Genomic DNA, 21,488 nt, shown 5'->3' with positions numbered 1-21,488 from the left:
GGGCGAATGCCACGATCGGCTTCCTCCCTCCTGGTAGGCCCGGCCTCTTACGGGCCACGCGCACGCGGGGGTGCGGACCTCCTCTCCTCGGCCTCGATGTCCCGGATGGACCGGTCTGACCAGGGCATCCCTGTGACCGGCTTCCTCCCATCTGGTAGGCGCTGCCTCCCACCGCAGGTCACAGCGGTGCGGGGGAGGCGGGACGCGCTCGCCGTTCCTGGTTGTTTGTCGACCGGTCGTCTATGTTCGTGGAGGGCCGGTGATCAGCGCCGGTCCGGACAACCCACCCCACTGGAGACAGTCACCATGAGCACTTCCGGCCAGAAGGTCGCCGTCATCACCGGAGCGTCCCAGGGCATCGGCGCGGGCCTGGTCGAGGCGTACCGCAAGCTCGGCTACGCCGTCGTCGCCACCTCACGCGGGATCGCCCCCGCTTCCGATCCCGAGATCCTCACCGTCCAGGGCGACATCGCCGACCCCGCCACCGCCGAGCGCGTGGCCGGTGCCGCCATCGAGCGCTTCGGCCGCATCGACACCCTGGTCAACAACGCCGGCGTCTTCGTCGCCAAGCCCTTCACCGAGTACACGCAGGCGGACTACGACACGGTCACCGGCGTCAATCTCAGCGGCTTCTTCCGCATCACCCAGCTCGCCACCGAGCAGATGCTCCGCCAGGGCGGCGGACACATCGTCCAGATCACCACCAGCCTGGTCGACCACGCCCACTCCGCGGTCACCTCCGTACTGGCCTCCCTCACCAAGGGCGGACTGCAGTCGGCCACCAAGGCCCTGGCCATCGAATACGCCACCCGCGGCATACGCAGCAACGCCGTCTCCCTCGGCATCATCAGGACGCCGATGCACCCGGCGGAGTACCACGACACACTCGCCGCCCTCCACCCGGTCGGGCGGATGGGCGAGATCGGCGACATCGTCGACGCCGTCGTCTACCTGGAGAACGCCCCGTTCGTCACCGGCGAGATCCTCCATGTCGACGGAGGCCAGAGCGCCGGCCACTGACCCCGGACCGCCTGCCCGGGCGCCGGTACGGGGCGCCCGGGCACGCCCTTGCCCTCACACGGAAGTTTCCATGAGCAAGATTTTCCTCATCATCGGTGTCGGCGGCGGTCTCGGACGCGCCTTCGCCCAGGAGGCGCTGGCCGCCGGGCACCGGGCCGTCGGCACCGTCCGCGAGCCGGACCAGATCCGTGCGTTCGAGGCGCTCGCACCCGGCCGCGCGACCGGGATGGAGCTGGTCCGCGTCCCGCGCGGCATCCCCGACTACGACGCCGTCTTCGAGCCGATGACGACATCGACGCCTGGGCCCAGCTGACGGCTTCCACCGACTTCCCGACCGACCACTGAACCACTGGACACCACATGCCCCCTGCATCGTCGCCCCTGCCGGTCGACTTCTGGTTCGACCCCGTCTGCCCATGGACGTGGCTGACCTCCCGCTGGATGCTCGAGGTCGGCGGGGCCCGGCCCGTCGACATCACCTGGCACGTCATGAGCCTGGCGGTCCTCAACGAGACGCGCCTGGACGAACTGCCGGAACACATCCGCGACCTCATGGACCGGGCCTGGGCGCCGATCCGCACCCTGATCGCGGCGCGGATCGCCTTCGGCGCCGACGTAACGGAGCCCCTCTACACCGCTCTCGGCACCCGATACCACCTCAACCAGGAACCCAGGACACGCGCCACCATTGAAGCGGCGCTCGGCGAGGTCGGGTTGCCCGCCGACCTCGCCGACGCGGGTGACACCGACGCCTACGACGAAGCACTGCGCCTGTCGCATCGCGAGGGCATCACCCTGGTCGGTTCGGAAGTGGGCAGCCCCATCATCGCCGTGCCGGGTCCGCACACGCCGTCGGGCAAGGTGGCCTTCTTCGGTCCCGTCGTCACACCGGCGCCCAAGGGCGAGGAGGCGGCCCGCCTGTGGGACGGGACCCTCGCCGTCGCCTCCATACCCGGCTTCTACGAGATCAAGCGCAGCCGCGCCGTCGGCCCGCTCTTCGACTGACCCCTGCCACCTGACGTGACACGCCGGGGCGCCGGCACCGGGGGGATCCGGTGCCGGCGCCCCGGCGTGCGGGTGCGCCGCTGTCGGGCGCATGATGGAGACAACGGCAGCAGCCGCGCCTGGGACCTGAATCCATCGAGCGGCCCCTCGGCGGAATGGGCGCACTTCCCGGCGCACCTGCCCGGCGCCGCGGCCCGGATCGCCACTACCGCCTGAACCGGAGAGAGCGGTGGTCGAATGAACACCGTGCAGAAGGTCGCCATCGTCACCGGGGCTTCCCGAGGGATCGGCGCCGCCCTGGTCTCCGCCTACCGCGAGCTCGGCTACGCGGTTACCGCGACCGCCCGCTCCCTGGACGAGTCGAGCGATCCCAGCGTGCTGACCGTCAGCGGTGACGTGGCCGAGCCGGGCGTCGGCGCCCATATCGTCGACGCGACCCTGGCCCGGTTCGGACGGATCGACACGCTCGTCAACAACGCCGGGGTCTTCGTCTCCAAGCCGTTCACCGACTTCACCGACGAGGACTACGACCTCGTGACCGGGGTCAACCTGCGTGGCTTCTTCGAAACCTCCCGCGGCGCCGTGGCCGCGATGCTCTCCCGGGACGGCGGCGGCCACGTGGTGAACCTCTCCACCAGCCTGGTCGACCACGCCAACTCACAGACGCTCTCAGCGCTCGCCTCGCTGACCAAAGGCGGTCTGAACGCGGTCACCAGGGCTCTGGCGATCGAGTACGCGGCCCGTGGCATCCGGGTCAACACCGTCGCACTGGGCACCATCCGCACTCCCATGCATCCGCCCGAGACATACGAGGCCCTCGCCGCGATGCACCCGCTCGGCCGGATGGGGGAGATCGACGATGTGGTCAACGCGATCGTCTACCTCGAGAACGCCCCGTTCGTCACCGGCGAGATCATGCACGTGGACGGCGGCCAGAGCGCCGGCCACTGACTCAGCCGGTGACGCCGGCCCCACCCGGGTCATTGGGATGCGGCCGAACGGCGGTGACCACCGCGGTCATCCAGGGCCACAGGGGCAGCGTACCGAGCACCTTCTCGTGCAGCTCGGCCTCGTCGGCGGCCCGCCACAGACCGATGCTGCGCGGTTCACCCACCGGACGCCACAGCCTGGCCAGGTGGCCGGCGGCGGTCAGCTCCCGGGCCCGTACCGCTTCGGCCGCACGGCGACGGTCGACCTCGGCCGGGTCGGTGCCCTCGGGGACGGTGGTGGTGAGCTCGACCAGGAACTCTTCCATGGCTTTTCCTCTCTCGGGTCCCGGTGGGGGACGAGGCCGTGCGGTGTGCCCGACCCGGCCTTGCGTGGATCGTCGCCGACCTCAGTGATCAGCGACGATCCGGGAGACGTGGTACTGGCGGATCCGCCAACCGCCGCCCTCGTGCTGGAGGACCAGCGACAGGTGCACCGGGGCCTCCCAGCCCGTCGGATCCCGGAAGGTGACGTCGGCGAAGCCACCGGCCACGTGCTCGCCGATCCGGTAGCCGTGGACCTCCCCGAGATGCGCCCTGCGGTAGTCCGGAACGGCCTCGTAGTAGCCGCGCACCGCGTCCCGGCCGGAGAGCGTCTCGGGGCCGAACCCCTGGAAGAGGGCGTCGGGTGTGAACAGGTCGGCCATGACGTCCGCCTGGTGGCTGTCGAAAGCGGCCTGCCAGCGTCTCAGCACCTCGTGCATCGGGTCGTTCACCGCGTCAGTACTCATGGCGTCACTCATGGCGTCAGCTCCTGTGATAGATGACCGGTCTAGTAAAAAGGTAGTCGATCGGTCGTATACTGGCAACATGGGACGGACGAGCGATGCCAGGGAGAAGATCCTCAGCGCTGCGCGGGCGCTCATCGAGCTGCGCGGCTACTCGGCTCTGGGAGTGGCCGAGATCTGCAAGGCGGCCGGGGTGCCCAAGGGCAGTTTCTACTACTTCTTCGAGTCCAAGGAGGCCCTCGCGCTGGCCGTGATCGACGAGCACTGGACCGCCCAGCGGCACGACTGGACTCGCATCCTGAACAGCGACGCGCGGCCGCTGCAACGGCTACGGCAGCTGTTCGAGGAGACGGAGGCCGCCCAGCTCGCCGGCCAGCGGAGCTGCGGGACCGTTTCGGGCTGCATGTTCGGGAACCTCACCCTGGAGATGAGCAACCAGACCGAAGCCGTCCGCCAGCGGCTGCAGGAGATCTTCGAGACCCAGGTCGAGATGGTCGACTCGGTCATCGCCGATGCCGCCGAGCGCGACGAGGTCACCGTCGCCGACACCCGCGAGGCCGCTCGGTCCGTGGTCGCGCAGCTCGAGGGCCAGGTCCTGTTCGCCAAGCTCTACAACAACGCTTCCCGGCTCAGCGCGGTGTGGCCGAACTGCCTGGCGTTGCTGGGAGCTCGTACACCTCAGGCACCGGTCGGCGCCTGAGGTGACGGCCGCTGACCGGCTCATGGGTGTCGCCTCCCACGGCAGGTAGCATGGCGATCGTGGAGCTGCGCCAGTTGCGGTATTTCGTCGCTGTGGCCGAGGAGCTGAACTTCGGCCGGGCCGCGGAGCGGCTCCTTATCGCGGGTCCCTCCCTGTCCCAGCAGATCAAGGCGCTGGAACGGGACCTCGGCGTCCGGCTCTTCGACCGCGACCGCCGTTCGGTGGCCCTCACTCCGGCCGGAGCGGCCCTGCTCCCGCACACCCGGGACCTGCTCGACCGCGCCGACGATCTCCGCAACCGCGCCGCGCGGATCGCGGGCTCGGAACCGGTCCGGCTCGGATACGTGAATTGGCTGCCCTCGGACCTGACCGCCCGTGCCTCGTCCGTGGCGCGCCTGCACATCGACGCATGGGTCGCGCCCTCCCACGCCCAGGCCGCCCGTGTCGCGGACGGCAGTCTCGACCTCGCGGTGTGCTGGATTCGTACGGACGATCTGGAGAAGCGCGGACTCAGCGCCCGGCTGATCGGCGCGGACCGGCTCTACGCCGTCTCGGCCGGGCAGGACACCGGCGAGGTCCGCGCCCGGGACACCGTCGTGCTGCTGGACGACGACGCCACCACATGGGTGTCCTGGAACGACTACGCGGAGCGGCTGGCCGCCGACACCGGCGCCACCGCGGTGCGCATCGCGGACGGCGGCATCACCGGCCCCGTGTTCTTCGACCACGTACGCCACCGCGGGCGGCCCGTCCTCAACTCGCCCAAGGGCCAGACCACTTCACTGCCGCCCGACCTGGTCATGCGTCCCGTGGTCGAGCCGAAGGTCTATTGGACCTGGTCCCTCGTCTGGCGCCGGGAAGAACTCCGCCCGGCCGTACTGAGCACCGTGGACGCCCTGACGGAAGGCGTCGGCGACTTCGGCATCCACGCGCCGGACGCATGGCTCCCTGACGGGGATCCGTACAAGCGGTAGTTCTCGTCCCGTCGGACCCCGTGCGGGATGGCGTGGTCAGGCGGCGGCCGCGAGCAGGTCGAGGGAGATCTGCCACAGGCGGGCCGCTTGCTGAGTGTCCAGCGCGTGGGCGGCCACTCCGCGCCGGACACCGGGCTGATGGGGTCCGGCCTCGTCGCAGTCCTCGAAGTACCGGCCGGTCACGCCCTCGGTCAGCGGGGAGGCGGCGAGCAGTACGGAGGTCGCGGCCCCCTGCTCGATGTTCTTCCAGGACACGTCGGTGCTGGTGGGGTCGAACGAGGCGGGGCTGCGGGAGATGTCCCCGATGTGGCGGCCGAGCCGGGTGTTCGTGATCCGGCCGGGGTTGAGGGCGTTGACGGCGATCTGATCGGATGCCCAGCGGCGGCTCGCCTCGACGGCGAACAGGACGTTGGCGGTCTTGGACTGGCTGTAGGCCGCCCACGGGTCGTAGGGGTGGTGCTCGAAGTTGATGTCGTCGAAGAGCACATCGCCGTTGACGTGGCCGACCGAGCTGACCGCGACCACTCGTGCGCCACGGGCTGCCGTCAGGGCGCCGTGCAGACCGGTGGCGAGGGCGAAGTGGCCGAGATGGTTGGTGGCGAACTGCGTCTCCCAGCCCTCCCTCGTCCGCTGAAGTGGCGAGGCCATCACACCGGCGTTGAGGACCAGGATGTGCAGCGGCCCGCGCCAAGCGGCCACGAAGGCGCGCACCGAACTCTGGTCGGCGAGGTCGAGCATGGTGGCGTGCACCGCTCCCGGGCCGCTCGCCGGGGAGATCTCCTCGGCGGCCCGCGCGCCCGCCGCCAGGTCGCGGACGCCGATGGTGACCTCGGCACCCGCGGTGGCCAGGACACGTGCGGTTTCGCGTCCGATGCCGGAGGCCGCTCCGGTGACGATGGCGCGTTCGCCGGTGAGGTCGACGCCGTCCAGGACCTCGGCGGCGGTCGTCCGGGCCCCGAAGGGGGTGGTGATGAGGTTTTCGGTCATGGCGTGCTCCAGGGAGATGGTGGCATGAGGGTGGGCGCGCGGCCGGTGGCGCGGTGGCGGTGGGCCGTCGTACGCTCGTATCCGGAACGGGTTCCGGTTCGCTTCCCGACAGTAAGCGGAACTGGTTCCGGTTGCAAGTGATGGCGAGAGGGGACCCGGATTGACCGGCATCGAGGGGAACGCGGCGCGGCATCGCAGGCCGCTGCGCGCCGACGCGCAGCGCAACGAGGACCGGCTGCTGGAGACGGCGGCGGCCGTGTTCGCCCGCGAGGGAGCGGGGGCCTCGGTCAAGGACATCGCCCGCGAGGCCGGTGTCGGCGTCGGCACGCTCTACCGCCGGTTCCCGTCCAAGGAACTCCTGGTCGAGGCGGTCTACCGGCAGGAAGTGCGGCGCCTGTGCGAGGCGGCGCCGCACCTCGCCGCCACACTGCCGCCGGTGGACGCGCTGCGGACCTGGATGGAGCGCTTCATCGACTTCATGGCCGCCAAGAGCGGGATGGCCGATGCGCTGAGAGTGGTGCTGACCGACGACAGCGAGCGGCTGCAGACCCGGGCCCTGCTCGCCGAGGCGATCGGCCACCTGCTGTCGTCCGGGGAGGGCCGGCCGGTGGCGCGGCCGGAGGTCGACGCCCAGGACGTGCTGATGGCCCTCGGCGGGATCAGCATCATGGCCGCCGACGAGGACCGGCGCGACCTGGCCACCCGGCTCATCGACCTGCTCCTGCGCGGCGTCGTGAGGAGCTGACACGGTCCGCGCCATCGGGGCGACAGCGGCCCTTTGAGCACTCGGCGGACCCGCACCGGGGGTCCCCGAGGGCCATTTCTGGCGCCTTCACGACCCTGTTTCGCACCCCTGACGTCGTACCGACGCGGATTGGGACAAGATGAGCGAATGATCTACCCAGCCGATATAGACCGGTCGACTGCGGATCAGACACGGCTGTTACTGGTCGAGGACGACCGGGAAACCGCAGACATGCTGGCCGAATTGTTCAACTCAGAGGGTTACGACGTCGATGTCGCATTCGATGGCCAACGGGGGCTTCATCTCGCTCTGGGACGACAACATCAGGTGATGGTCATCGACCGGATGCTTCCGGGAATCGAGGGCCTGGACCTGGTCAAACGATTACGAAGGGTCGGTGTCACCACCCGGGTGCTGGTGCTGACCGCGCTGGGCGCACTCGACGAGCGTGTCACCGGCCTCGACTCCGGCGCGGACGACTACCTGGTCAAGCCCTTCGAAGTGGACGAACTGCTGGCGAGGGTACGGGCGCTGCGCCGGCGCGACCTCGTCGACGCGGAAGTCCTTCCGCTCGGCGACGGAGAGCTCGACCTCCGGCGCCGCGAGGTGCGCCTGGCCGACGGCACGGGCGTCGAACTCTCCTTGCGGGAATTCGGACTGCTCCACGCGCTCGCCGAAGGCCCCAGGATCGTGCACGAGCGTGCACACCTCCGGGAGCGTGTCTTCCCCGACACCTCGGCGGAGTCCATCGTCGACACCTATGTCTACTACCTGCGGCGGAAACTGGGCCGCGACGTCGTCCGCACCGTGCGGGGACGCGGCTACCAGCTGGGGGTGCTGTGAAGGCGACACCGATCCGTTTCCCGCGCCGCCCGGCGCGGAGCCCCGAGCAGCGCAGGCTCGCCGCCGCCCAGTGGACGATCACCTGGCGGATCTCGCTGGTGATGTCGGTGATCATGCTGATCGTCGGGGGCATCGTCTACACCGTCGTGCTGTTCGCCCAGCGCGCCGACGCGGAGCGGGAGACCCAGTGGGGCATCGACCACAACACCGTCGACAGCCCCCCGGTCTGTGTGTGGATGACCGTGGAGCGGGGCGGAAGGGTCAGCAGCACCCCCGGCACCCCCGCCGGACTGCCCGTGAGATCCAGCCTGGCCGCGGTCCGCGCGGGCGCTCCTCCGGTGCTGGAACGGGTGGAGCGAGGCGGTGAGCAGTACACGGTGCGCACCGACCGGCGTGGCTCGGAGCTCGTCCAGGCGGCGTACGGAGAACGGTTCCAGCGCGCCGACCGCACCCATCTGCTGCTCGCCTTCGCGGCGGCCGAGGCGGTCGGTCTGCTGCTCGTCGCGGCCGCCAGCGGCATGCTCGCGCGACGGTCGATGGAGCCGCTCTCCGAGGCACTGGACCGGCAGCGGCGGTTCGTCGCGGACGCCAGCCATGAACTGCGCACCCCGCTGACCCAGCTGCACACCCGCGCCCAGCTGCTGGCCCGGCGCTCCGGCTCGGAGACCCCCCAGCAAATGGCCACCGACCTCCAGCGTCTGGTGACCGGCACCCGGCAGCTCGGTGACGTCATCGACGACCTGCTGCTGTCCGCGCGGCTGTCCCAGTCGCCGGGATCCCGCGATCCGGTCGACCTGACCGCGCTCGCCGAGGAGGCGGTGTCCGCCGAGGACGTCCGGGCCCAGGAGATGGGGCTGGCCGTGCGGCTGCGGCCCGGGCCGGGGCGGCATGTGGTGGTGGGTACCGCGCCGGCCCTGCGCCGGGTGATCGCCGCGCTGGTCGACAATGCGATGGGGCACACCCCGCCCGGCGGGGAGGTGGTGGTATCGGTGGACGCCCCGCTTCCCGGCATCGTGTCGCTGTCCGTACGCGACACCGGAGTGGGGTTCGCACCGGAGGAGACCACGCGCCTCTTCGAGCGGTTCGCCAGGGGTTCCGCCGGCCGCGGCAGACGGTTCGGGCTCGGACTGGCGCTGGCCCGCGAGGTGGTCGAGAGCCATGGTGGGCGGATCACCGCCGAGGGGCGGCCGGGGCACGGTGCGCTGTTCACCGTGGAGCTGCCGGCGGCGCGGACGGGGGAGGCGGTTCCGCGGGAGCGGACGATCGCGTCGTGCCTCTCCGTCGGAGGCAGACGGCCCGACGTTCCCGGGGGCTGAGCCGGCCGGGTCCGCGGCCGGGCTCACGAGACGTACGGCCGGGCTCACGAGGCGTACGGCCGGCGCCAGTCGAGTGCGCCGCCGTCGAGGTCCTCGGCGAGCCCGGCCAGCGGCGACTCGGCGTCCCACACCAGCCGGGTCCGGCGCCACAGCCGGCCGTTCGCCAGCCGCTTCAACGAGACCCCCGGGCAGTGGTCGCCCGGTGCGAAGAAGGCCCCGATCGCGTTCCCCGCGCTCACGATGGCCGCCGCGGTCGTCTGGTCGGCGCCGAAGTACCGGAACCGGGGGGTGAACCCCGCACGCTCGCAGGCGATCCGCAGGCTCAGGCCGAGCCCGTCGGAGCGGTCGCCGGGCGCGACCCAGGTGTCCTCGGCCAGTTCCTCGAGGGTGATCAGCTGCCGGTGGGCCAGCCGGTGGCCGGAGGACAGCCCGATCAGCACCGGCTCGGTGTCGAGGTCGCGGACGGCGAACTCGCGGACCGCGGGCGGCACGACGTCCGGGAACTCGCTGATGACCGCGAGCGCGATCTTCTCGGTGCGCAGCAGCTCCAGCACGGCCTGGGACGAGGGCTCCAGATACGTCAGCTGTTCATGGTGCGGCAGCCGCTCCCGGACGAGCGCGGCGATCAGAGGCACCCAGGGGTTGTCCACTCCGCCCAGCCCGACGGCCCGCGGCGGCTCGGCCGGCTGGGCCAGGGTCCGCGCCGTGGAGAGCAGATCGCCGAACTCGTCGAGCAACTGCCTGGCCCTCCCCAGCACATGGACGCCGAGTTCGGTCGGCACCACGCCGTTCGGGCGGCGGCGGAACAGCGGCCCGCCGAATTCCTGCTCAATGCGTCTGAGCTGTGTGGACAGGCCGGATTGGGCGATCTTCAAGGTGGCGGCCGCATGGCTGATGCTGCCCGATTCAGCCACGGTGAGCACGATTCGAAGATGGCGCAGCCCCATATCCACTTGCTGCCTCCGTCGTTGATGGTCGCGGCCGGAAATATCCGATGACGAGGACGGCACCGGCCAGGGACAGCAGCGCCGTCCACGCGGCGGTGACGTACATGGCGTGCAGATAGGCCCGGTCCGCGGCGGCGAGGAGCTCGGGCCGGTTCAGCGACCTCGCCACCGCACGGGCGGCCTCCGCGGAGTCCAGGGCCTTCTCCCGTGGCCCGGGAGGCAGTTCGGTGAGGGCGGGCCGGACGGCCCCGCGATAGGCGGTGGCGAGGACCGAGCCGAGCACCGCGACGCCGAGCGTGCTGCCCACCGGCCGGGCAGCGGCGTTGATCGCCGCGCCGGCCCCGGTGTACCGCGGTGGCAGGGCGGCCATCATCTCCGCCGTCATCGGCGCGACCACCAGCCCGATACCGACGCCTTGCGCGAACAGCGTCCCGGCGATCCAGGCCACCGGGGTGTCCGCGTCGAAGAGCAGATAGCCGCCGAAGGTGGCGCTCGACAGGAGTATCCCGGCGACCGCGCACCAGCGGACGGTCAGCAGCCGCGACAGCGCGGGGGAGACCTGGTTGCCGAGGACGATGCCACCCGCGGCGGCCGACATCACGGCCCCGGCGGCCAGCGTCGACAGTCCGTGCACCCCCTGCAGATAGAAGGCGCAGTAGAAGAGCTGCCCCGCCAGGCCGAAGAAGAGCAGCAGCAGGGTCACACTGCCGCCCGCGAAACGCGCCTCGGTGAACAGGCGCACATCGAAACCCGGCACCGCCCGGCGGCTCTGCGACACCACGAACGCCGCCAGCAGGACGAGGCCGAGCGTCATGGGCAGCAGCGCGGCCGGGCTCGTCCAGCCGGACGGGCGGCCGCCCCGGATGACGCCGTACACCACAAGGCCCAGCCCCAGTACGGAGAGCGCCAGGCCCAGTGGGTCGAGCACCCTGCGCTCGGCGTAGCGCAGCCCGGGCACCAGGAGAGCCACGCCGACCAGGCAGAGCGCGACCACCGGAAGGTTGACCAGGAAGACCGAGCCCCACCAGAACCGGGTCAGCAGCGCACCGCCCACCACCGGTCCGAGCGCGACGGCGGCGCCGCCCGCGGAGGCCCAGACCGCGATCGCCCGGGTCCGGTCGGCCGGCGCGGTACCGCGGGTGACGATCGCCAGCGTCGCCGGTGTGATCAGCGCCCCGCCCGCGCCCATGAAACCACGGGTGACGATCAACTCCGTGGCCCCGTCCGAGAACGCGGCCAGCGCGGAGGCGCAGGCCAGCAGCGTCAGCCCGGCGACCAGCGTGCGACGCGGCCCGTAGCGGTCGGCGAGCGCGCCACCGGCGAAGCTGCCCGCGGCGAAGACCAGCGAGTACGAGGCGTTGGCCCACGCCAGGTCCGCCGCGCTCGCCCCGAGCCCGTGGACCGGATCGGCGAGGGTTTCCATCGCCACGTTGAGGACCGTGTTGTCCAGCAGGACCAGCGTCTGCGCCAGGACCGCCACGGCCACGGTCCACCACTGCCGGGCGGAGGCGGCCACGGCACGGCCCTCGTCCCCGGCCGCGGCCGACGCGGCGGGCCGGTGGCTCACGACTCCAGCGCTCGTCTGCCCGCGACGACGGTCCGGGTGAGCTCCGCGACCCGGTGCCCGAGATGTTCCGCGGTGGCGAGGTCGGACTTGTGCACCGTCCCCGTTCTGTCGTCCACGGGGGACTGCGCGGCGGCGCCCTGGTAGAAACCGAGCCGGTTCAGGTCGAACTCGCCGCCGGCGGAGGAGTTCCAGCCGGGGGGCAGCCCGAGGCTGACCCAGAGCATGCCGTGCTGTGCGGCGAAGGTGGCGAAATAGCCCAGGGTGCCGGCCTTGTCCCCGGCCATCGAGCCGGAGTTGGTGAAACCCGCCGCCAGTTTGTCCTGCCAGCGGCGGGTGAGCCAGCGTCTGGCGCTCGCCTCCGCGAAGGTGTGGAAGGCCGATGAGGCCGTGCCCATATAGGTCGGGGCACCGAAGATGATCGCGTCGGCGTCGTCGAGCCGATGCCATTCCTGATCGGTGATCCGGTCGACCTGGACAGAGGTGACCTCGGTGTGTGGCACCCGGCTCGCCCCGGCTCGTACGGCCTCACCCAGCCTGGCGGTGTGACCACGTCCGCCGTGACAGGCGATCGAGATGCGAACCGGGTCGGTCAAGGCGGTCAAACCAGCCTCCTGGAAAACGCGGATTCGGCTCCGGCGGAATAGCCGTCGGACAGCCTGTCAGAGCAATCTCAGAAATTCCTCAGAGTCATATAACCGCGGAGTTATGGAGATTCGATATCCGCTCGCTTTTGCATCGCCGTGCCATTCTGTCTCCGCAATCCTCTGCGTGGTTCGCCCCTTGGGAGAGGTGTGCCTGGCACATGACCGATATTGGTAAATCATTCCGGATGCGGAGGCTCTCGGTCGCGGGGGACGGAAGATATCTTTTCGTCCCGCTCGACCACAGTGTGTCCGATGGGCCGGTGGTGTCCCAGGCCCGCTGGAACGGGCTGCTGAGGGCACTGGTGGACGGCGGCGCGGACGCGGTCGTCGTCCACAAGGGCCGGGCGCGGGCGATCGCACCGGACATCCTGCGCCACTGCGCTCTGGTGGTTCACTTGAGCGCGGGCACCGTGCACGCGGCCGACACCGACGCCAAGGTGCTCGTCGGCGACGTCGAAGAGGCCGTACGGCTGGGCGCGGACGCGGTGAGCGTGCATGTGAATCTCGGCTCGGACACCGAGCACCGGCAACTCAAGGATCTCGGGACCGTCGCGGCCTCGTGCGACCTCTGGAACATGCCGCTGCTCGCGATGATCTACCCGAGGGGGCCGCGGATCGCCGATCCGCACGACCCGGCGCTGCTCGCCCATGCCGTCAACATCGCCGCGGATCTCGGCGCCGACCTCGTGAAGACCTCGATCGCCCTGCCGATGGAGCGGATGGCCGAGGTGGTGAACAGCTGTCCGCTGCCGATCCTCGCCGCGGGCGGCCCGCCCGACGGCTCGGACCTGGTCAGCCATGGGACCTCGTTGATGCTCGCGGGCTGCCGGGGCCTCGCGGTGGGCCGCCGGATCTTCTCCTCGCCCTCACCCTCCTCGCTGGTGGCACGGCTCGCCGCCGTGGTGCACGCCGCCGAAGCCGGAACGACCCCCCACCCCTCGACGATCGCGACAGGAGCCGCATGAAGTTCGCATGGATCGACCTCCGCACCGTTCCGCAGGCCCGGCTCGAATCCGTCGTGGACGCCGCCATCCACACCCGGATGCAGGGTGTGCTCTGCGATGACGAATCCGTCCTCAAGTCGCTGCCCCCGACCGTCACCGCCATCACCACCGCGGCGGTGACCGAGGAGAAGCAGCTCTACGGCCTCGACGCCGACGCGGCCTGGGTCGATGTGCACGACGAACCGTCGCTGCGGCTGGCGTGCGCCGCCGCGGTCGCGCTGCCCCACACCGTGGTCCGCTTCGCCGACCCGACCAAGATCCCCCTGGAGATCGTGCTCGCCGCGGCGGACCGCTCCGCCGGAAAGCTGATCACCGTCTGCGCGGACCTGGAAGAAGCCGCCACCGTGCTGGACGTGCTCGAACGCGGTTCGGACGGAGTCCTGTTGGCTCCCTCCGACGCCGGCGAGGTGTTCGCGCTGGCCCGGCTGCTGGAGGCCGGAACCTCCCCGCTGGAGCTGACCACGCTGACCGTCGACCGCATCGAGCACCACGGGCTCGGCGACCGGGTGTGCGTGGACACCTGCACCCACTTCGCCGAGGACGAGGGCATCCTGGTCGGCTCGTACTCGACCGGCTTCATCCTGTGCTGCAGCGAGACCCATCCGCTGCCGTACATGCCGACCCGTCCGTTCCGGGTCAACGCCGGCGCCCTGCACTCCTATGTGCTCGGCCCGGAGAACCGGACCAACTACCTGAGCGAGCTGGGCTCGGGCAGCACGACCCTGGCGGTCAACTCCGAGGGCCGGACCCGGCCGGTCACGGTCGGCCGGGCCAAGCTGGAGTCCCGTCCACTGCTGACCATCACCGCGCGGTCGGCCGACGACACCGTGGTGAGCCTGACCGTCCAGGACGACTGGCATGTGCGGGTGCTCGGGCCCGGCGGCAAGGTCCTCAACGTCACCGAGCTGCGGCAGGGCGACGAGCTGCTCGGCTACCTGGCCACGGACCAGCGCCATGTGGGCTTCCCCATCGGCGAGTTCTGCAAGGAACACTGATGAGCGCACCGATGCGGGAGCTCCTCGACACGCTGTTCGACGCCCATCCCGACGAGCTGCCCTACCTCGTCCACGGCGACCACCCGGTGAGCCGTGGCGAGGTCCGGGCCGCCGTGGACATGGAGGCGGCGGTCTTCGCCGGGCACGGCATCGGCGAGGGTCGTACGGTGATGCTCCAGATCCCGCCGAGCTGCACCCAGATAGAGGTGCTGCTCGCGCTGTGGCGGCTGGGCGCCCAGGTGATGCTGGTCGACCACCGGCTCAAACCGTCCGAAGTGGACGCCCTGCGCGCGCTGTGCCACCCGCAGTTCCTGGTCGACGCCGGTACGGCGGGCCGCTCACCGCTCAAGTTCGAGCCCAGGTACGAGGTGGTCACCTCCCGGTACCCGGACGGTCGCCCGGCGACGACCGAGCACAAGCTGGTGCAGTTCAGCTCGGGCTCCACCGGGCTGCCCAAGGTGATCGGACGGACCGCGGCCTCCCTGTCGGCCGAGATCGAGCGGTTCACCCGGATCGAGGGGATGCCGGTCCTGGGCGAGCGGGTGCTGCTGCTGAGCTCGACCGCGCACAGTTTCGGCCTGATCGCCGGGGTGCTGCACTCCCTCGCCGCGGGCGTCTCGGCGGTCTTCGCGCCACGGGTGTCGGCCAAGGACATCCTCGGCGCCGCCGGACGCCATGACGTCCACGTCATCTTCGGTACCCCGTTCCACTACGAACTGCTGAGCACCGCCCGGGACCTGCCCGCCCTGCCCGCCCTGCGCGCGGCGGTCTCCGGCGGGGAGATCATGCCGCCGCGGACCGCAGCGCGATTCGCCGAACGGTTCGGCACCGGGGTCGGCGAGTCGTACGGGACCACCGAGACGGGCGTCATCGCGATGGAGGTGAGCGGCGCCTCGCGGCCCTCGGTCGGCCGGGCGGCGCCCGGTGTGCTCTTGCGGATCCGCGAGGGCGAACTGGACGTCTGTCTGCCGGACGGCTCACCGTATCTGCACGCCTCCGGCGGCGACCGGTTCGCCGACGGCTGGCTGCGCACCCACGACCGGGCCGAACTGGATCCCTCCGGCGCCGTGCGGCTGCTGGGCCGCGGCGACTCCCTGGTGGTCATCGGCGGCCTCAAGGTCGACCTGACCGAGGTGGAGGCCGTACTGCGCCGGCACCCCGGGGTCAGCGGGGCCGTGGTCGTGCACGCCGGTGCCACCGAAGCCTATGTCTCGGTCGCGGCGGACGGCCCCTCGGCGGGGGAGTTGCTGCGCTGGTGCCGGGACCGGCTGGCCGACTACAAGGTGCCCCGCGTCGTCCACGTCCTGGCGGATCTGCCCCGCACCTCCAACGGCAAGCTGGTCAGGCGCCGCGATGCCCTGCTCGCCCGCGCTCCCGACCACTGACCCGGCTGACCGCCCCTTGCCGACCACCCCGCATCGACCCCCCGTGGCACAGAAAGGTTGCGCACCATGGAGACGCAGACGGCCCTGCAGAAGGAGATCCGCGATTTCGTGCTCAGCACGATCAGCGAGGAGATGAACCATCCGCTCGCCGCGGACGAGATCAGCGATGACAGCCCCATGGGCACCGGTGGGATCGACATCGACTCACTGGGCCTGATCGAGCTGCTCCTCCGCCTGGAGCGCCGGTTCGATGTGAAGTTCCCCGACAGCGACATCGAGCAGGCCGGCGCGATGAACCTGGGCGACCTGATCAACGATGTGGTGGAGCGGGGCGCCACGGCATGACCGCGGAATCCGAAGCCCGGCCGAGGATCACCACCGACGCCGTCCGGGAGCTGCTGTCCGACCCCAAGATTTTCGCCGATCTGCCGCCCGGCCTGGACGACGACGCCGAACTCGCCCTGGACTCACTGGGGCTGGTGTGGTTCCTGCACCAACTGGAGCTGCGCTACGGCCTGGAGATCGAGCCGGCCGACGCCTTCCTCGCCGAATTCACCTCGATCCGCCGGATCACCGACTACCTGGTGGGCGTTCATGGACCGTGAGGTGCTGCTGACCGGATTCGGGGTGCGCACGGCCTTCGGCACCGGGGCGGACGCCGTGCGGGAGGGCGTGTTCGACGGGCGGCCCGCCTTCGCGCCGATCACCCGCTTCGACACCGGCCCGTACCGAACGGGCCTGGCCGCCACCGGCGGCCCGGCCGCCCCGCTGCGGGAGGTGCTGGCCGAAGTCGGCGGGGCGGCGGTCGCCATGGCCGGGCTGCCGACGGGTGCCGGGGCCGCCGTCCTGGTGGGGACCGCGGGCGACTTCACCGGCCTGACCCGCTTCTGGCGCGCCGCGGACGCGCCCGGCGCACCCGGCGCACCCGGGTTTTCCGGCTCACCCGGCTCATCCGGCGCTCCCGGCTCACCCGGTTCTCCCGGCGCGGTGGGCTTCGGCGGGGCCGCGGAGACCGTGCCCGCATGGCAGGCCGAGACCCTCGCGGACACCCTCGGCGTGCGCGGCCCCCGGCAGGCGTTCACCAGCGCGTGCGTCGCCTCGGCCACCGCGATCACACACGCCTGCCGGCTCATCGCCTCCGGCCGGGCCGACACGGCGATCTGCGCCGGGGCGTATCTGGTGGAGGAGGAGAACCTGGCCAAGTTCGACTCGGGGTTCGCCCTTTCCCGGGACGGGATGGTGCGTCCGTTCTGCGCCGACCGCAGCGGTCTGCTGCTCGGGGACGGAGCCGCCGCCGTGGTGCTCGAATCCGCCGAGAGCGCCCGGCGCCGGGGAGCGCGTGCGCTCGGCGCGCTGACCGGCTGGGGCGCCGCCGGCGACGCCCACCACGTCGCCCGGCCCCATCCGGAGGGTGCCGGGCTGGTCATGGCCGCCGGCCGGGCGCTGCGGCGTGCGGGCGGCCCGCGGATCGACTATGTGAACGCGCATGGCACCGCCACCCGGTACAACGACCCCGCCGAGACGCGGGGTCTGCGCACACTCTTCGGCGCGGCGGCCGCCCGGACGCCGGTGAGCTCGACGAAGAGCACCACGGGACATCTGCTGGAGGCGTCCGGAGTCGTGGAGCTCGTGATCACCCTGCTCGCGCTGCGGGACGGGGTGCTGCCGCCCACCGCCGGGTTCACCGAACCGGATCCGCACTGCGATCTCGACTATGTGCCCAACCGCCCCCACAAGGCCGAGCTCCGGCGTGCCCTCACCGTCAACGCCGCGTTCGGCGGTGCCAACACCGCGCTGGTACTGGAGCGAGCATGATCGCCGCGATGTCCGGACCCTCCGCGCCGCCGGTCGCCGGTTTCGTGGAGTCCGCCTTCAACCCGATGGTGTACCAGGCCGTCGAGCGATGCCTGACCGCCCGGCCGGGCGACGGCGCCCGGACCGCCATGGTCCTGGCCAGCACGATGGGGGACGCCGCCACCCTCGACCTCGGCAGCCGTCTGCTCGTGGCCGGGCAGGTGCACAATCCGCTGCTGTTCATGCAGTCCACCGCGAACGCGGTCCTGGGCCAGCTCAGCCGCGAGTTCGCCATCACCGGGCCGCTGCTCTGCCTGTCCACCGTGGCGGACCCGGCCGATGAGCTGCTGGCCGCCGCGGAACTGCTGCTGGAGGACGAGGAGCTGGACCGCGTCGTGCTCATCGGGGTCGAGCTGACCGGCACCGAGCGCACCACGGCGGCGCACCGCGAGCTCCGTACCGGCCCACCCGCCGCGGACCTGGCCGTGGCCATCGTGCTGGACCGGGACGATCCGCTCCCGCGCCCGCCGTCCGACATCCCGCCCGCCCCCTCGGGGGAGTACGGCACCCTTCGCGGCCTGGTCGAGCTGGCCGCCCGAATCCAAGGAACCACACCATGATCACCAAACAGGAACGCGCGCGGATCAGCGAGGACGCCGCCCTGGGGGCCGGGAATGTGATCCACCGGCTGAAGGCGTACGGCAGATCGTTCGACGAGCAGGTCCTGTGGACCGACGCCACCTGGCAGGCCCCGGACGGCGGCCACCCCGGGGTACTGACCCTGGGAGAGCTGCACGAGGCCGTGGAGATCTACGCGAGCTGGTACCACGCACAGGGTGTCGGGCCCCGCGACCCGGTGGCGATCCAGACCTGGTCCAGCACCGAGTTCGCCATCAACTTCCTCGCCCTCACCTCCCTCGGCGCGATCCCCTCCTTCGTCAACGGCAACCTCCGCCCGGAGATCGCCCGCGAATACGTACGGCGCCAGGGCGCGGTCGGCGCCATCACCGACCAGGCCCACCACGAGGTCCTGGCCCGCGACCGGGCCGAACTGGGCCTCGGCTTCTGCGTCACGGCGGCCGACATCCGCGCGGAGAACCGCGAGCCCCTCCCCGCGGCCTACCCGTACGCCCACCACGCCACCGACCCGATCATCATCTCCCACTCCTCGGGCACCACCGGTATGCCCAAGGCCGTACCGCACACCCACGAAACCCTGCTGTACGCGCAGTTGCACCGGCTGAAGCTGTCGGTCGGCTCCGCGATGGGCAGGCTGCTGGTGGCGCTGCCCGGCTCGCACAACGCCGCCATCTCGGTCATGCTGTTCGGCTTCCTGCTGCGCTCGCCCGTCCGCATGCTGTCCAGCCAGCGGGGGATCGACGTCCTGGACGCCATGGAGTCGTTCCGCCCCACCACGGTGTTCGCGTTCGCCGGAACCTACGGGGAGATGGCGGCCCAGGATCTCTCGGTGCGCGATCTGTCCAGCGTGGAGGCGTGGTACAGTACCGGGGACGCGGCGCACGAGACCCATATCAGGGCGCTGATCGAGCAGGGCAGCCATGAGACGGTCGGCCAGGATCTGAAGCGGCGCCGGATCACCGGATCCGTCTTCACCGACGGACTCGGCTCCTCCGAGACCGGCTACTCGCTCTTCCACAACGGACACCGGCCCGGCAAGTCGTCGTTCTCCCGCTGCGTCGGTAAACCGATGAGCTTCGCCGAGGCGGCGGTGCTCTCCGAGGACGGCACACCGCTGCCGCCCGGCGAGATCGGCCGCCTCGGCGTGCGCTCACCCACGCTCACCCCCGGGTACTGGAACGACTCGCTGACCTTCCACCGGCTGCGGCTCGGTGGCTACTGGCTCACCGGCGATCTGTCCTATCGGGACGAGGAGGGAAACTTCTACCACCTGGACCGCGCGCCGGACGCGATCCGCACCCCCGCGGGCATCGTGTTCAGCACCCGCACCGAGGAGTTGCTGCTGCGCGAGCTGCCCGAGCTCGAGGACTGCACGGTGGTGGCGGTCGCGCCCGAGGGCGTACGCGCGGACTGGGACGGCGACGGGACCGCCGACGCCTACGCCCTGCTGCAGGTGCGCGCGGACGCGGCGGACGCGGGGGACCCGGCGCGGGCGGACAGCGACGACGCCCGATGGACGGCCGACGTCAACCGGGTGCTGGCCGCCGAGGGTTTTCCGCAACTGACCGGAGCGCTCCGGATGGACGCGAGCGAGGTGGTGAAGGGAGCCACCGGCAAGGTGCTCAAGCGGGAGATGCGCGAACGGTTCCGGGCCCGGGTGGCCGACGGCGAGCTGGACGGGAAGGTGCGATGACCGCGCTCGACCATACGAGCCCCGGCACGAGCCCCGGCACGAGCCCCCGTCCGAGGACCATGGACGTGTACCGGCAGTGGTGGCTGCACGACGCGCGCTGGTACCAGGGCGTGGCGAAGAGGTTCGGACACGACGTGGCGAATGAGATCAACGCCGAGGCGCTGCGGTATGTGGCCGTCCAGGTGGGCAAGCGGATCCGCCGTCAGTTCGGCGGAAAGCCGGCCGCCGACCTCGAGGAACTCCGCCGCCGGTATGACGCCTGCTCCGAGTGGATGTTCCCGAACGAGTTGCGTGACGGCGGGACCGCGGTGCTCCCGGACGGCGATATCGAGCTGACCATGCGGCAGAACTTCGCCGTGACCATGGTCCGGATGGCCGGTTCGCTCGACGGCTACGAGTGCCCGTGCACCGACATCCACGCCGGCTGGTCGGAGGGGCTCGGCGTCGAACTCACCCGCAACTGCGCCACCGCGTGTCTGCGGGACGGCGATCCCGCGTGCCGCCTGCTGATGCGGGCCGAGGGAGGCGCGGCATGACGGCACGGGTCCTCGTCGCCGGAGCCACCGGGGTGATCGGCCGGGCGCTGGTCCCGCTGCTCAGCGCCCGCGGCCACCATGTGACCGCGCTGGTACGGGAGCCGTCCGGCGCGGCCGGGCCGGGCCTGGACGGCGTCGTGGTGGCCGACGCGCTGGACGCCGAGGCGGTGCGCGCGGCGGTGCTCTCGGCCCGGCCCGAGGTGGTGGTGCATCAGCTGACCGCGCTGCGCGGATCCACCGCGGAGGGCCTGGAGCGCACCGCCCTGCTGCGCACCGAGGGCACCGCACATCTGATCGCGGCGGCTGAGGCGGCCGGAGCGCGACGGATGGTGGCGCAGAGCATCGCGTTCGCCACGGCCCCCCGCGGCGGGCCGGTGCTCACCGAGGACGCGCCGCTCCATGTCGACGCACCGGATCCGGGCTGGGCGCTCACCGCCCAGACGGTCACCGAACTGGAGCGCCGGGTGCTGGGCGCCGCGAACCTCTCCGGGATCGTCCTGCGCTACGGGACCCTGTACGGGCCGGGCACCCTCTACCACCACGGCGGTGCGATCCGCGGCGCGGTGGCGCGCGGCAGGCTGCCCCTGCCCGAGCCCGCCACCGGCGTCACCTCGTTCCTCCATGTCGAGGACGCCGCACGGGCCGCGGTCCGTGCCGTCGAGGCGGACACCGACGGCGTGTTCAACGTGGCCGACGACGACCCGGCGGAGGCCGCGGTCTGGCTGCCCGAATACGCCCGACTGCTCGGAGCACCCCCGCCCCGTACGGTGCCGACGCCACTGGCCGAGCGGCTGCTGGGCTGGCTCACCGCCCACCAGCTGACCGCCATGCGCGGCGCCTCCAACGACCGCATCCGGCAGGCGCTCGACTGGAAGCCCTCGATACCCAGCTGGCGGACCCGACTGGCCACCGACTGACCGGGTGCGGCCGGGCCCACCGCGGGGCCCGGCCGCGCGCCGGTGGAGGAACCCCGGCCGCGG

25 protein-coding genes are annotated in these 21,488 nt (G+C 71.4%); 19 read left to right on the top strand and 6 right to left on the bottom strand.

The window, feature by feature from the left end; all coding sequences use genetic code 11:
• The first annotated feature begins 306 nt into the window (after positions 1-306).
• The 4 genes from JK364_RS02305 (at position 307) to JK364_RS02290 (ending at position 2,976) form a co-directional block, all read left to right on the top strand.
• A complete protein-coding gene (locus tag JK364_RS02305) occupies positions 307-1,020 on the top strand; it encodes an SDR family NAD(P)-dependent oxidoreductase (protein ID WP_198276942.1) in 714 nt (237 codons plus the stop codon).
• 70 nt (positions 1,021-1,090) lie between these two features.
• Positions 1,091-1,333 (top strand): hypothetical protein, encoded by a 243-nt coding sequence (locus JK364_RS02300; protein ID WP_201846936.1) that lies wholly within the window; start codon positions 1,091-1,093, stop codon positions 1,331-1,333.
• Positions 1,334-1,380: 47 nt separating this feature from the next.
• Complete coding sequence (locus tag JK364_RS02295) at positions 1,381-2,025, top strand: mycothiol-dependent nitroreductase Rv2466c family protein (protein WP_201846934.1); 645 nt, start codon at positions 1,381-1,383, stop codon at positions 2,023-2,025.
• Positions 2,026-2,262: 237 nt separating this feature from the next.
• Positions 2,263-2,976, top strand: a complete 714-nt coding sequence (locus JK364_RS02290; protein WP_201846932.1) for an SDR family NAD(P)-dependent oxidoreductase — start codon at positions 2,263-2,265, stop codon at positions 2,974-2,976.
• 1 nt (position 2,977) lies between these two features.
• Here JK364_RS02290 and JK364_RS02285 read toward each other — a convergent pair whose 3' ends face one another.
• Both JK364_RS02285 and JK364_RS02280 read right to left on the bottom strand, forming a co-directional pair.
• Positions 2,978-3,280: a muconolactone Delta-isomerase family protein gene (locus tag JK364_RS02285; RefSeq protein ID WP_201846930.1), complete on the bottom strand. Its 303-nt coding sequence runs from the start codon at positions 3,278-3,280 to the stop codon at positions 2,978-2,980.
• Positions 3,281-3,361: 81 nt separating this feature from the next.
• Positions 3,362-3,754, bottom strand: coding sequence for a nuclear transport factor 2 family protein (locus tag JK364_RS02280; protein WP_230991270.1), 393 nt, complete (start codon positions 3,752-3,754; stop codon positions 3,362-3,364).
• A gap of 67 nt (positions 3,755-3,821) precedes the next feature.
• Between JK364_RS02280 and JK364_RS02275 the strand changes: the two genes are divergently transcribed.
• Both JK364_RS02275 and JK364_RS02270 read left to right on the top strand, forming a co-directional pair.
• On the top strand, positions 3,822-4,439 hold the full coding sequence (locus tag JK364_RS02275) for a TetR/AcrR family transcriptional regulator (protein ID WP_201846928.1): 618 nt from the start codon (positions 3,822-3,824) through the stop codon (positions 4,437-4,439).
• A gap of 50 nt (positions 4,440-4,489) precedes the next feature.
• Positions 4,490-5,413 (top strand): LysR family transcriptional regulator, encoded by a 924-nt coding sequence (locus tag JK364_RS02270; protein WP_201846926.1) that lies wholly within the window; start codon positions 4,490-4,492, stop codon positions 5,411-5,413.
• 36 nt (positions 5,414-5,449) lie between these two features.
• On the opposite strand, the gene JK364_RS02265 is transcribed toward JK364_RS02270, so the two are convergent.
• A complete protein-coding gene (locus JK364_RS02265) occupies positions 5,450-6,400 on the bottom strand; it encodes an SDR family NAD(P)-dependent oxidoreductase (protein WP_201846924.1) in 951 nt (316 codons plus the stop codon).
• A gap of 160 nt (positions 6,401-6,560) precedes the next feature.
• On the opposite strand from JK364_RS02265, the gene JK364_RS02260 reads away from it, so the two are divergent.
• From JK364_RS02260 to JK364_RS57460, 3 genes are all read left to right on the top strand, one after another.
• Entirely contained in the window at positions 6,561-7,145 is a 585-nt protein-coding gene (locus JK364_RS02260; RefSeq protein WP_230991269.1) for a TetR/AcrR family transcriptional regulator, read from the top strand.
• Positions 7,146-7,292: 147 nt separating this feature from the next.
• Entirely contained in the window at positions 7,293-7,988 is a 696-nt protein-coding gene (locus tag JK364_RS02255) for a response regulator transcription factor (RefSeq protein WP_201846922.1), read from the top strand.
• Positions 7,985-9,304, top strand: a complete 1,320-nt coding sequence (locus JK364_RS57460; RefSeq protein ID WP_201846920.1) for a sensor histidine kinase — start codon at positions 7,985-7,987, stop codon at positions 9,302-9,304. The genes JK364_RS02255 and JK364_RS57460 overlap by 4 nt, the downstream gene beginning before the upstream one ends.
• Positions 9,305-9,348: 44 nt before the next feature.
• Here the strand turns inward: JK364_RS57460 and JK364_RS02245 are convergent, their stop codons facing one another.
• Genes JK364_RS02245 through JK364_RS02235 form a run of 3 tightly spaced genes read right to left on the bottom strand, consistent with a single transcriptional unit; the run spans position 9,349 to position 12,411 of the window.
• Positions 9,349-10,218, bottom strand: a complete 870-nt coding sequence (locus JK364_RS02245; protein WP_201846918.1) for a LysR family transcriptional regulator — start codon at positions 10,216-10,218, stop codon at positions 9,349-9,351.
• Positions 10,211-11,818, bottom strand: coding sequence for an MFS transporter (locus tag JK364_RS02240; RefSeq protein ID WP_307841133.1), 1,608 nt, complete (start codon positions 11,816-11,818; stop codon positions 10,211-10,213). Before JK364_RS02240 ends, JK364_RS02245 begins: the two co-directional genes overlap by 8 nt.
• Positions 11,815-12,411, bottom strand: a complete 597-nt coding sequence (locus tag JK364_RS02235; protein WP_201848837.1) for a flavodoxin family protein — start codon at positions 12,409-12,411, stop codon at positions 11,815-11,817. The genes JK364_RS02240 and JK364_RS02235 overlap by 4 nt, the downstream gene beginning before the upstream one ends.
• Positions 12,412-12,620: 209 nt before the next feature.
• On the opposite strand from JK364_RS02235, the gene JK364_RS02230 reads away from it, so the two are divergent.
• From JK364_RS02230 to avaA7, 10 genes are all read left to right on the top strand, one after another.
• Positions 12,621-13,427 carry a 2-amino-3,7-dideoxy-D-threo-hept-6-ulosonate synthase gene (locus tag JK364_RS02230; protein ID WP_164422713.1) on the top strand — a complete coding sequence of 269 codons (807 nt, stop codon included), beginning with the start codon at positions 12,621-12,623 and terminating at the stop codon, positions 13,425-13,427.
• Entirely contained in the window at positions 13,424-14,461 is a 1,038-nt protein-coding gene (locus JK364_RS02225; protein WP_201846916.1) for a 3-dehydroquinate synthase II family protein, read from the top strand. The genes JK364_RS02230 and JK364_RS02225 overlap by 4 nt, the downstream gene beginning before the upstream one ends.
• Positions 14,461-15,846 carry a class I adenylate-forming enzyme family protein gene (locus tag JK364_RS02220; protein WP_201846914.1) on the top strand — a complete coding sequence of 462 codons (1,386 nt, stop codon included), beginning with the start codon at positions 14,461-14,463 and terminating at the stop codon, positions 15,844-15,846. The genes JK364_RS02225 and JK364_RS02220 overlap by 1 nt, the downstream gene beginning before the upstream one ends.
• Positions 15,847-15,912: 66 nt before the next feature.
• Positions 15,913-16,191, top strand: a complete 279-nt coding sequence (locus tag JK364_RS02215; RefSeq protein WP_020865623.1) for a phosphopantetheine-binding protein — start codon at positions 15,913-15,915, stop codon at positions 16,189-16,191.
• The gene (locus JK364_RS02210; protein WP_191063597.1) at positions 16,188-16,451 is read left to right on the top strand and encodes a phosphopantetheine-binding protein; all 264 of its coding nucleotides are present in this window, start codon (positions 16,188-16,190) and stop codon (positions 16,449-16,451) included. Before JK364_RS02215 ends, JK364_RS02210 begins: the two co-directional genes overlap by 4 nt.
• Positions 16,441-17,661: a beta-ketoacyl-[acyl-carrier-protein] synthase family protein gene (locus JK364_RS02205; RefSeq protein WP_201846913.1), complete on the top strand. Its 1,221-nt coding sequence runs from the start codon at positions 16,441-16,443 to the stop codon at positions 17,659-17,661. The genes JK364_RS02210 and JK364_RS02205 overlap by 11 nt, the downstream gene beginning before the upstream one ends.
• Positions 17,662-17,669: 8 nt before the next feature.
• A complete protein-coding gene (locus tag JK364_RS02200; RefSeq protein ID WP_201846911.1) occupies positions 17,670-18,260 on the top strand; it encodes a hypothetical protein in 591 nt (196 codons plus the stop codon).
• Positions 18,257-19,972 (top strand): 3-aminoavenalumate diazotase, encoded by a 1,716-nt coding sequence (gene avaA6, locus JK364_RS02195; RefSeq protein ID WP_201846909.1) that lies wholly within the window; start codon positions 18,257-18,259, stop codon positions 19,970-19,972. The genes JK364_RS02200 and avaA6 overlap by 4 nt, the downstream gene beginning before the upstream one ends.
• Positions 19,969-20,508, top strand: a complete 540-nt coding sequence (locus JK364_RS02190) for a hypothetical protein (protein WP_230991268.1) — start codon at positions 19,969-19,971, stop codon at positions 20,506-20,508. The genes avaA6 and JK364_RS02190 overlap by 4 nt, the downstream gene beginning before the upstream one ends.
• Positions 20,505-21,425, top strand: a complete 921-nt coding sequence (gene avaA7, locus JK364_RS02185) for a 3-diazoavenalumate denitrifying reductase (protein WP_201846907.1) — start codon at positions 20,505-20,507, stop codon at positions 21,423-21,425. The genes JK364_RS02190 and avaA7 overlap by 4 nt, the downstream gene beginning before the upstream one ends.
• Positions 21,426-21,488 lie beyond the last annotated feature (63 nt).

The organism is Streptomyces endocoffeicus (assembly GCF_016741935.1).
GTDB lineage: Bacteria > Actinomycetota > Actinomycetes > Streptomycetales > Streptomycetaceae > Streptomyces > Streptomyces endocoffeicus.
Note: the sequence above shows the minus strand (reverse complement) of the source record. Positions and strands in the feature narration are given on the sequence as shown.

What these genes read in the sequence shown, in the direction of transcription:
- JK364_RS02280 (WP_230991270.1), bottom strand. Translation starts at nt 3,754, where the DNA reads ATGAGTGACGCCATGAGTACTGACGCGGTGAACGACCCGATGCACGAG.
- JK364_RS02220 (WP_201846914.1), top strand. Translation starts at nt 14,461, where the DNA reads ATGAGCGCACCGATGCGGGAGCTCCTCGACACGCTGTTCGACGCCCAT.
- JK364_RS02205 (WP_201846913.1), top strand. Translation starts at nt 16,441, where the DNA reads ATGGACCGTGAGGTGCTGCTGACCGGATTCGGGGTGCGCACGGCCTTC.
- JK364_RS02265 (WP_201846924.1), bottom strand. Translation starts at nt 6,400, where the DNA reads ATGACCGAAAACCTCATCACCACCCCCTTCGGGGCCCGGACGACCGCC.
- JK364_RS02270 (WP_201846926.1), top strand. Translation starts at nt 4,490, where the DNA reads ATGGCGATCGTGGAGCTGCGCCAGTTGCGGTATTTCGTCGCTGTGGCC.
- avaA7 (WP_201846907.1), top strand. Translation starts at nt 20,505, where the DNA reads ATGACGGCACGGGTCCTCGTCGCCGGAGCCACCGGGGTGATCGGCCGG.
- JK364_RS02305 (WP_198276942.1), top strand. Translation starts at nt 307, where the DNA reads ATGAGCACTTCCGGCCAGAAGGTCGCCGTCATCACCGGAGCGTCCCAG.
- JK364_RS02225 (WP_201846916.1), top strand. Translation starts at nt 13,424, where the DNA reads ATGAAGTTCGCATGGATCGACCTCCGCACCGTTCCGCAGGCCCGGCTC.
- JK364_RS02200 (WP_201846911.1), top strand. Translation starts at nt 17,670, where the DNA reads ATGTCCGGACCCTCCGCGCCGCCGGTCGCCGGTTTCGTGGAGTCCGCC.
- JK364_RS02300 (WP_201846936.1), top strand. Translation starts at nt 1,091, where the DNA reads ATGAGCAAGATTTTCCTCATCATCGGTGTCGGCGGCGGTCTCGGACGC.
- JK364_RS02215 (WP_020865623.1), top strand. Translation starts at nt 15,913, where the DNA reads ATGGAGACGCAGACGGCCCTGCAGAAGGAGATCCGCGATTTCGTGCTC.
- avaA6 (WP_201846909.1), top strand. Translation starts at nt 18,257, where the DNA reads ATGATCACCAAACAGGAACGCGCGCGGATCAGCGAGGACGCCGCCCTG.
- JK364_RS02285 (WP_201846930.1), bottom strand. Translation starts at nt 3,280, where the DNA reads ATGGAAGAGTTCCTGGTCGAGCTCACCACCACCGTCCCCGAGGGCACC.
- JK364_RS02295 (WP_201846934.1), top strand. Translation starts at nt 1,381, where the DNA reads ATGCCCCCTGCATCGTCGCCCCTGCCGGTCGACTTCTGGTTCGACCCC.
- JK364_RS02190 (WP_230991268.1), top strand. Translation starts at nt 19,969, where the DNA reads ATGACCGCGCTCGACCATACGAGCCCCGGCACGAGCCCCGGCACGAGC.
- JK364_RS02255 (WP_201846922.1), top strand. Translation starts at nt 7,293, where the DNA reads ATGATCTACCCAGCCGATATAGACCGGTCGACTGCGGATCAGACACGG.
- JK364_RS02290 (WP_201846932.1), top strand. Translation starts at nt 2,263, where the DNA reads ATGAACACCGTGCAGAAGGTCGCCATCGTCACCGGGGCTTCCCGAGGG.
- JK364_RS02210 (WP_191063597.1), top strand. Translation starts at nt 16,188, where the DNA reads ATGACCGCGGAATCCGAAGCCCGGCCGAGGATCACCACCGACGCCGTC.
- JK364_RS02230 (WP_164422713.1), top strand. Translation starts at nt 12,621, where the DNA reads ATGACCGATATTGGTAAATCATTCCGGATGCGGAGGCTCTCGGTCGCG.
- JK364_RS02275 (WP_201846928.1), top strand. Translation starts at nt 3,822, where the DNA reads ATGGGACGGACGAGCGATGCCAGGGAGAAGATCCTCAGCGCTGCGCGG.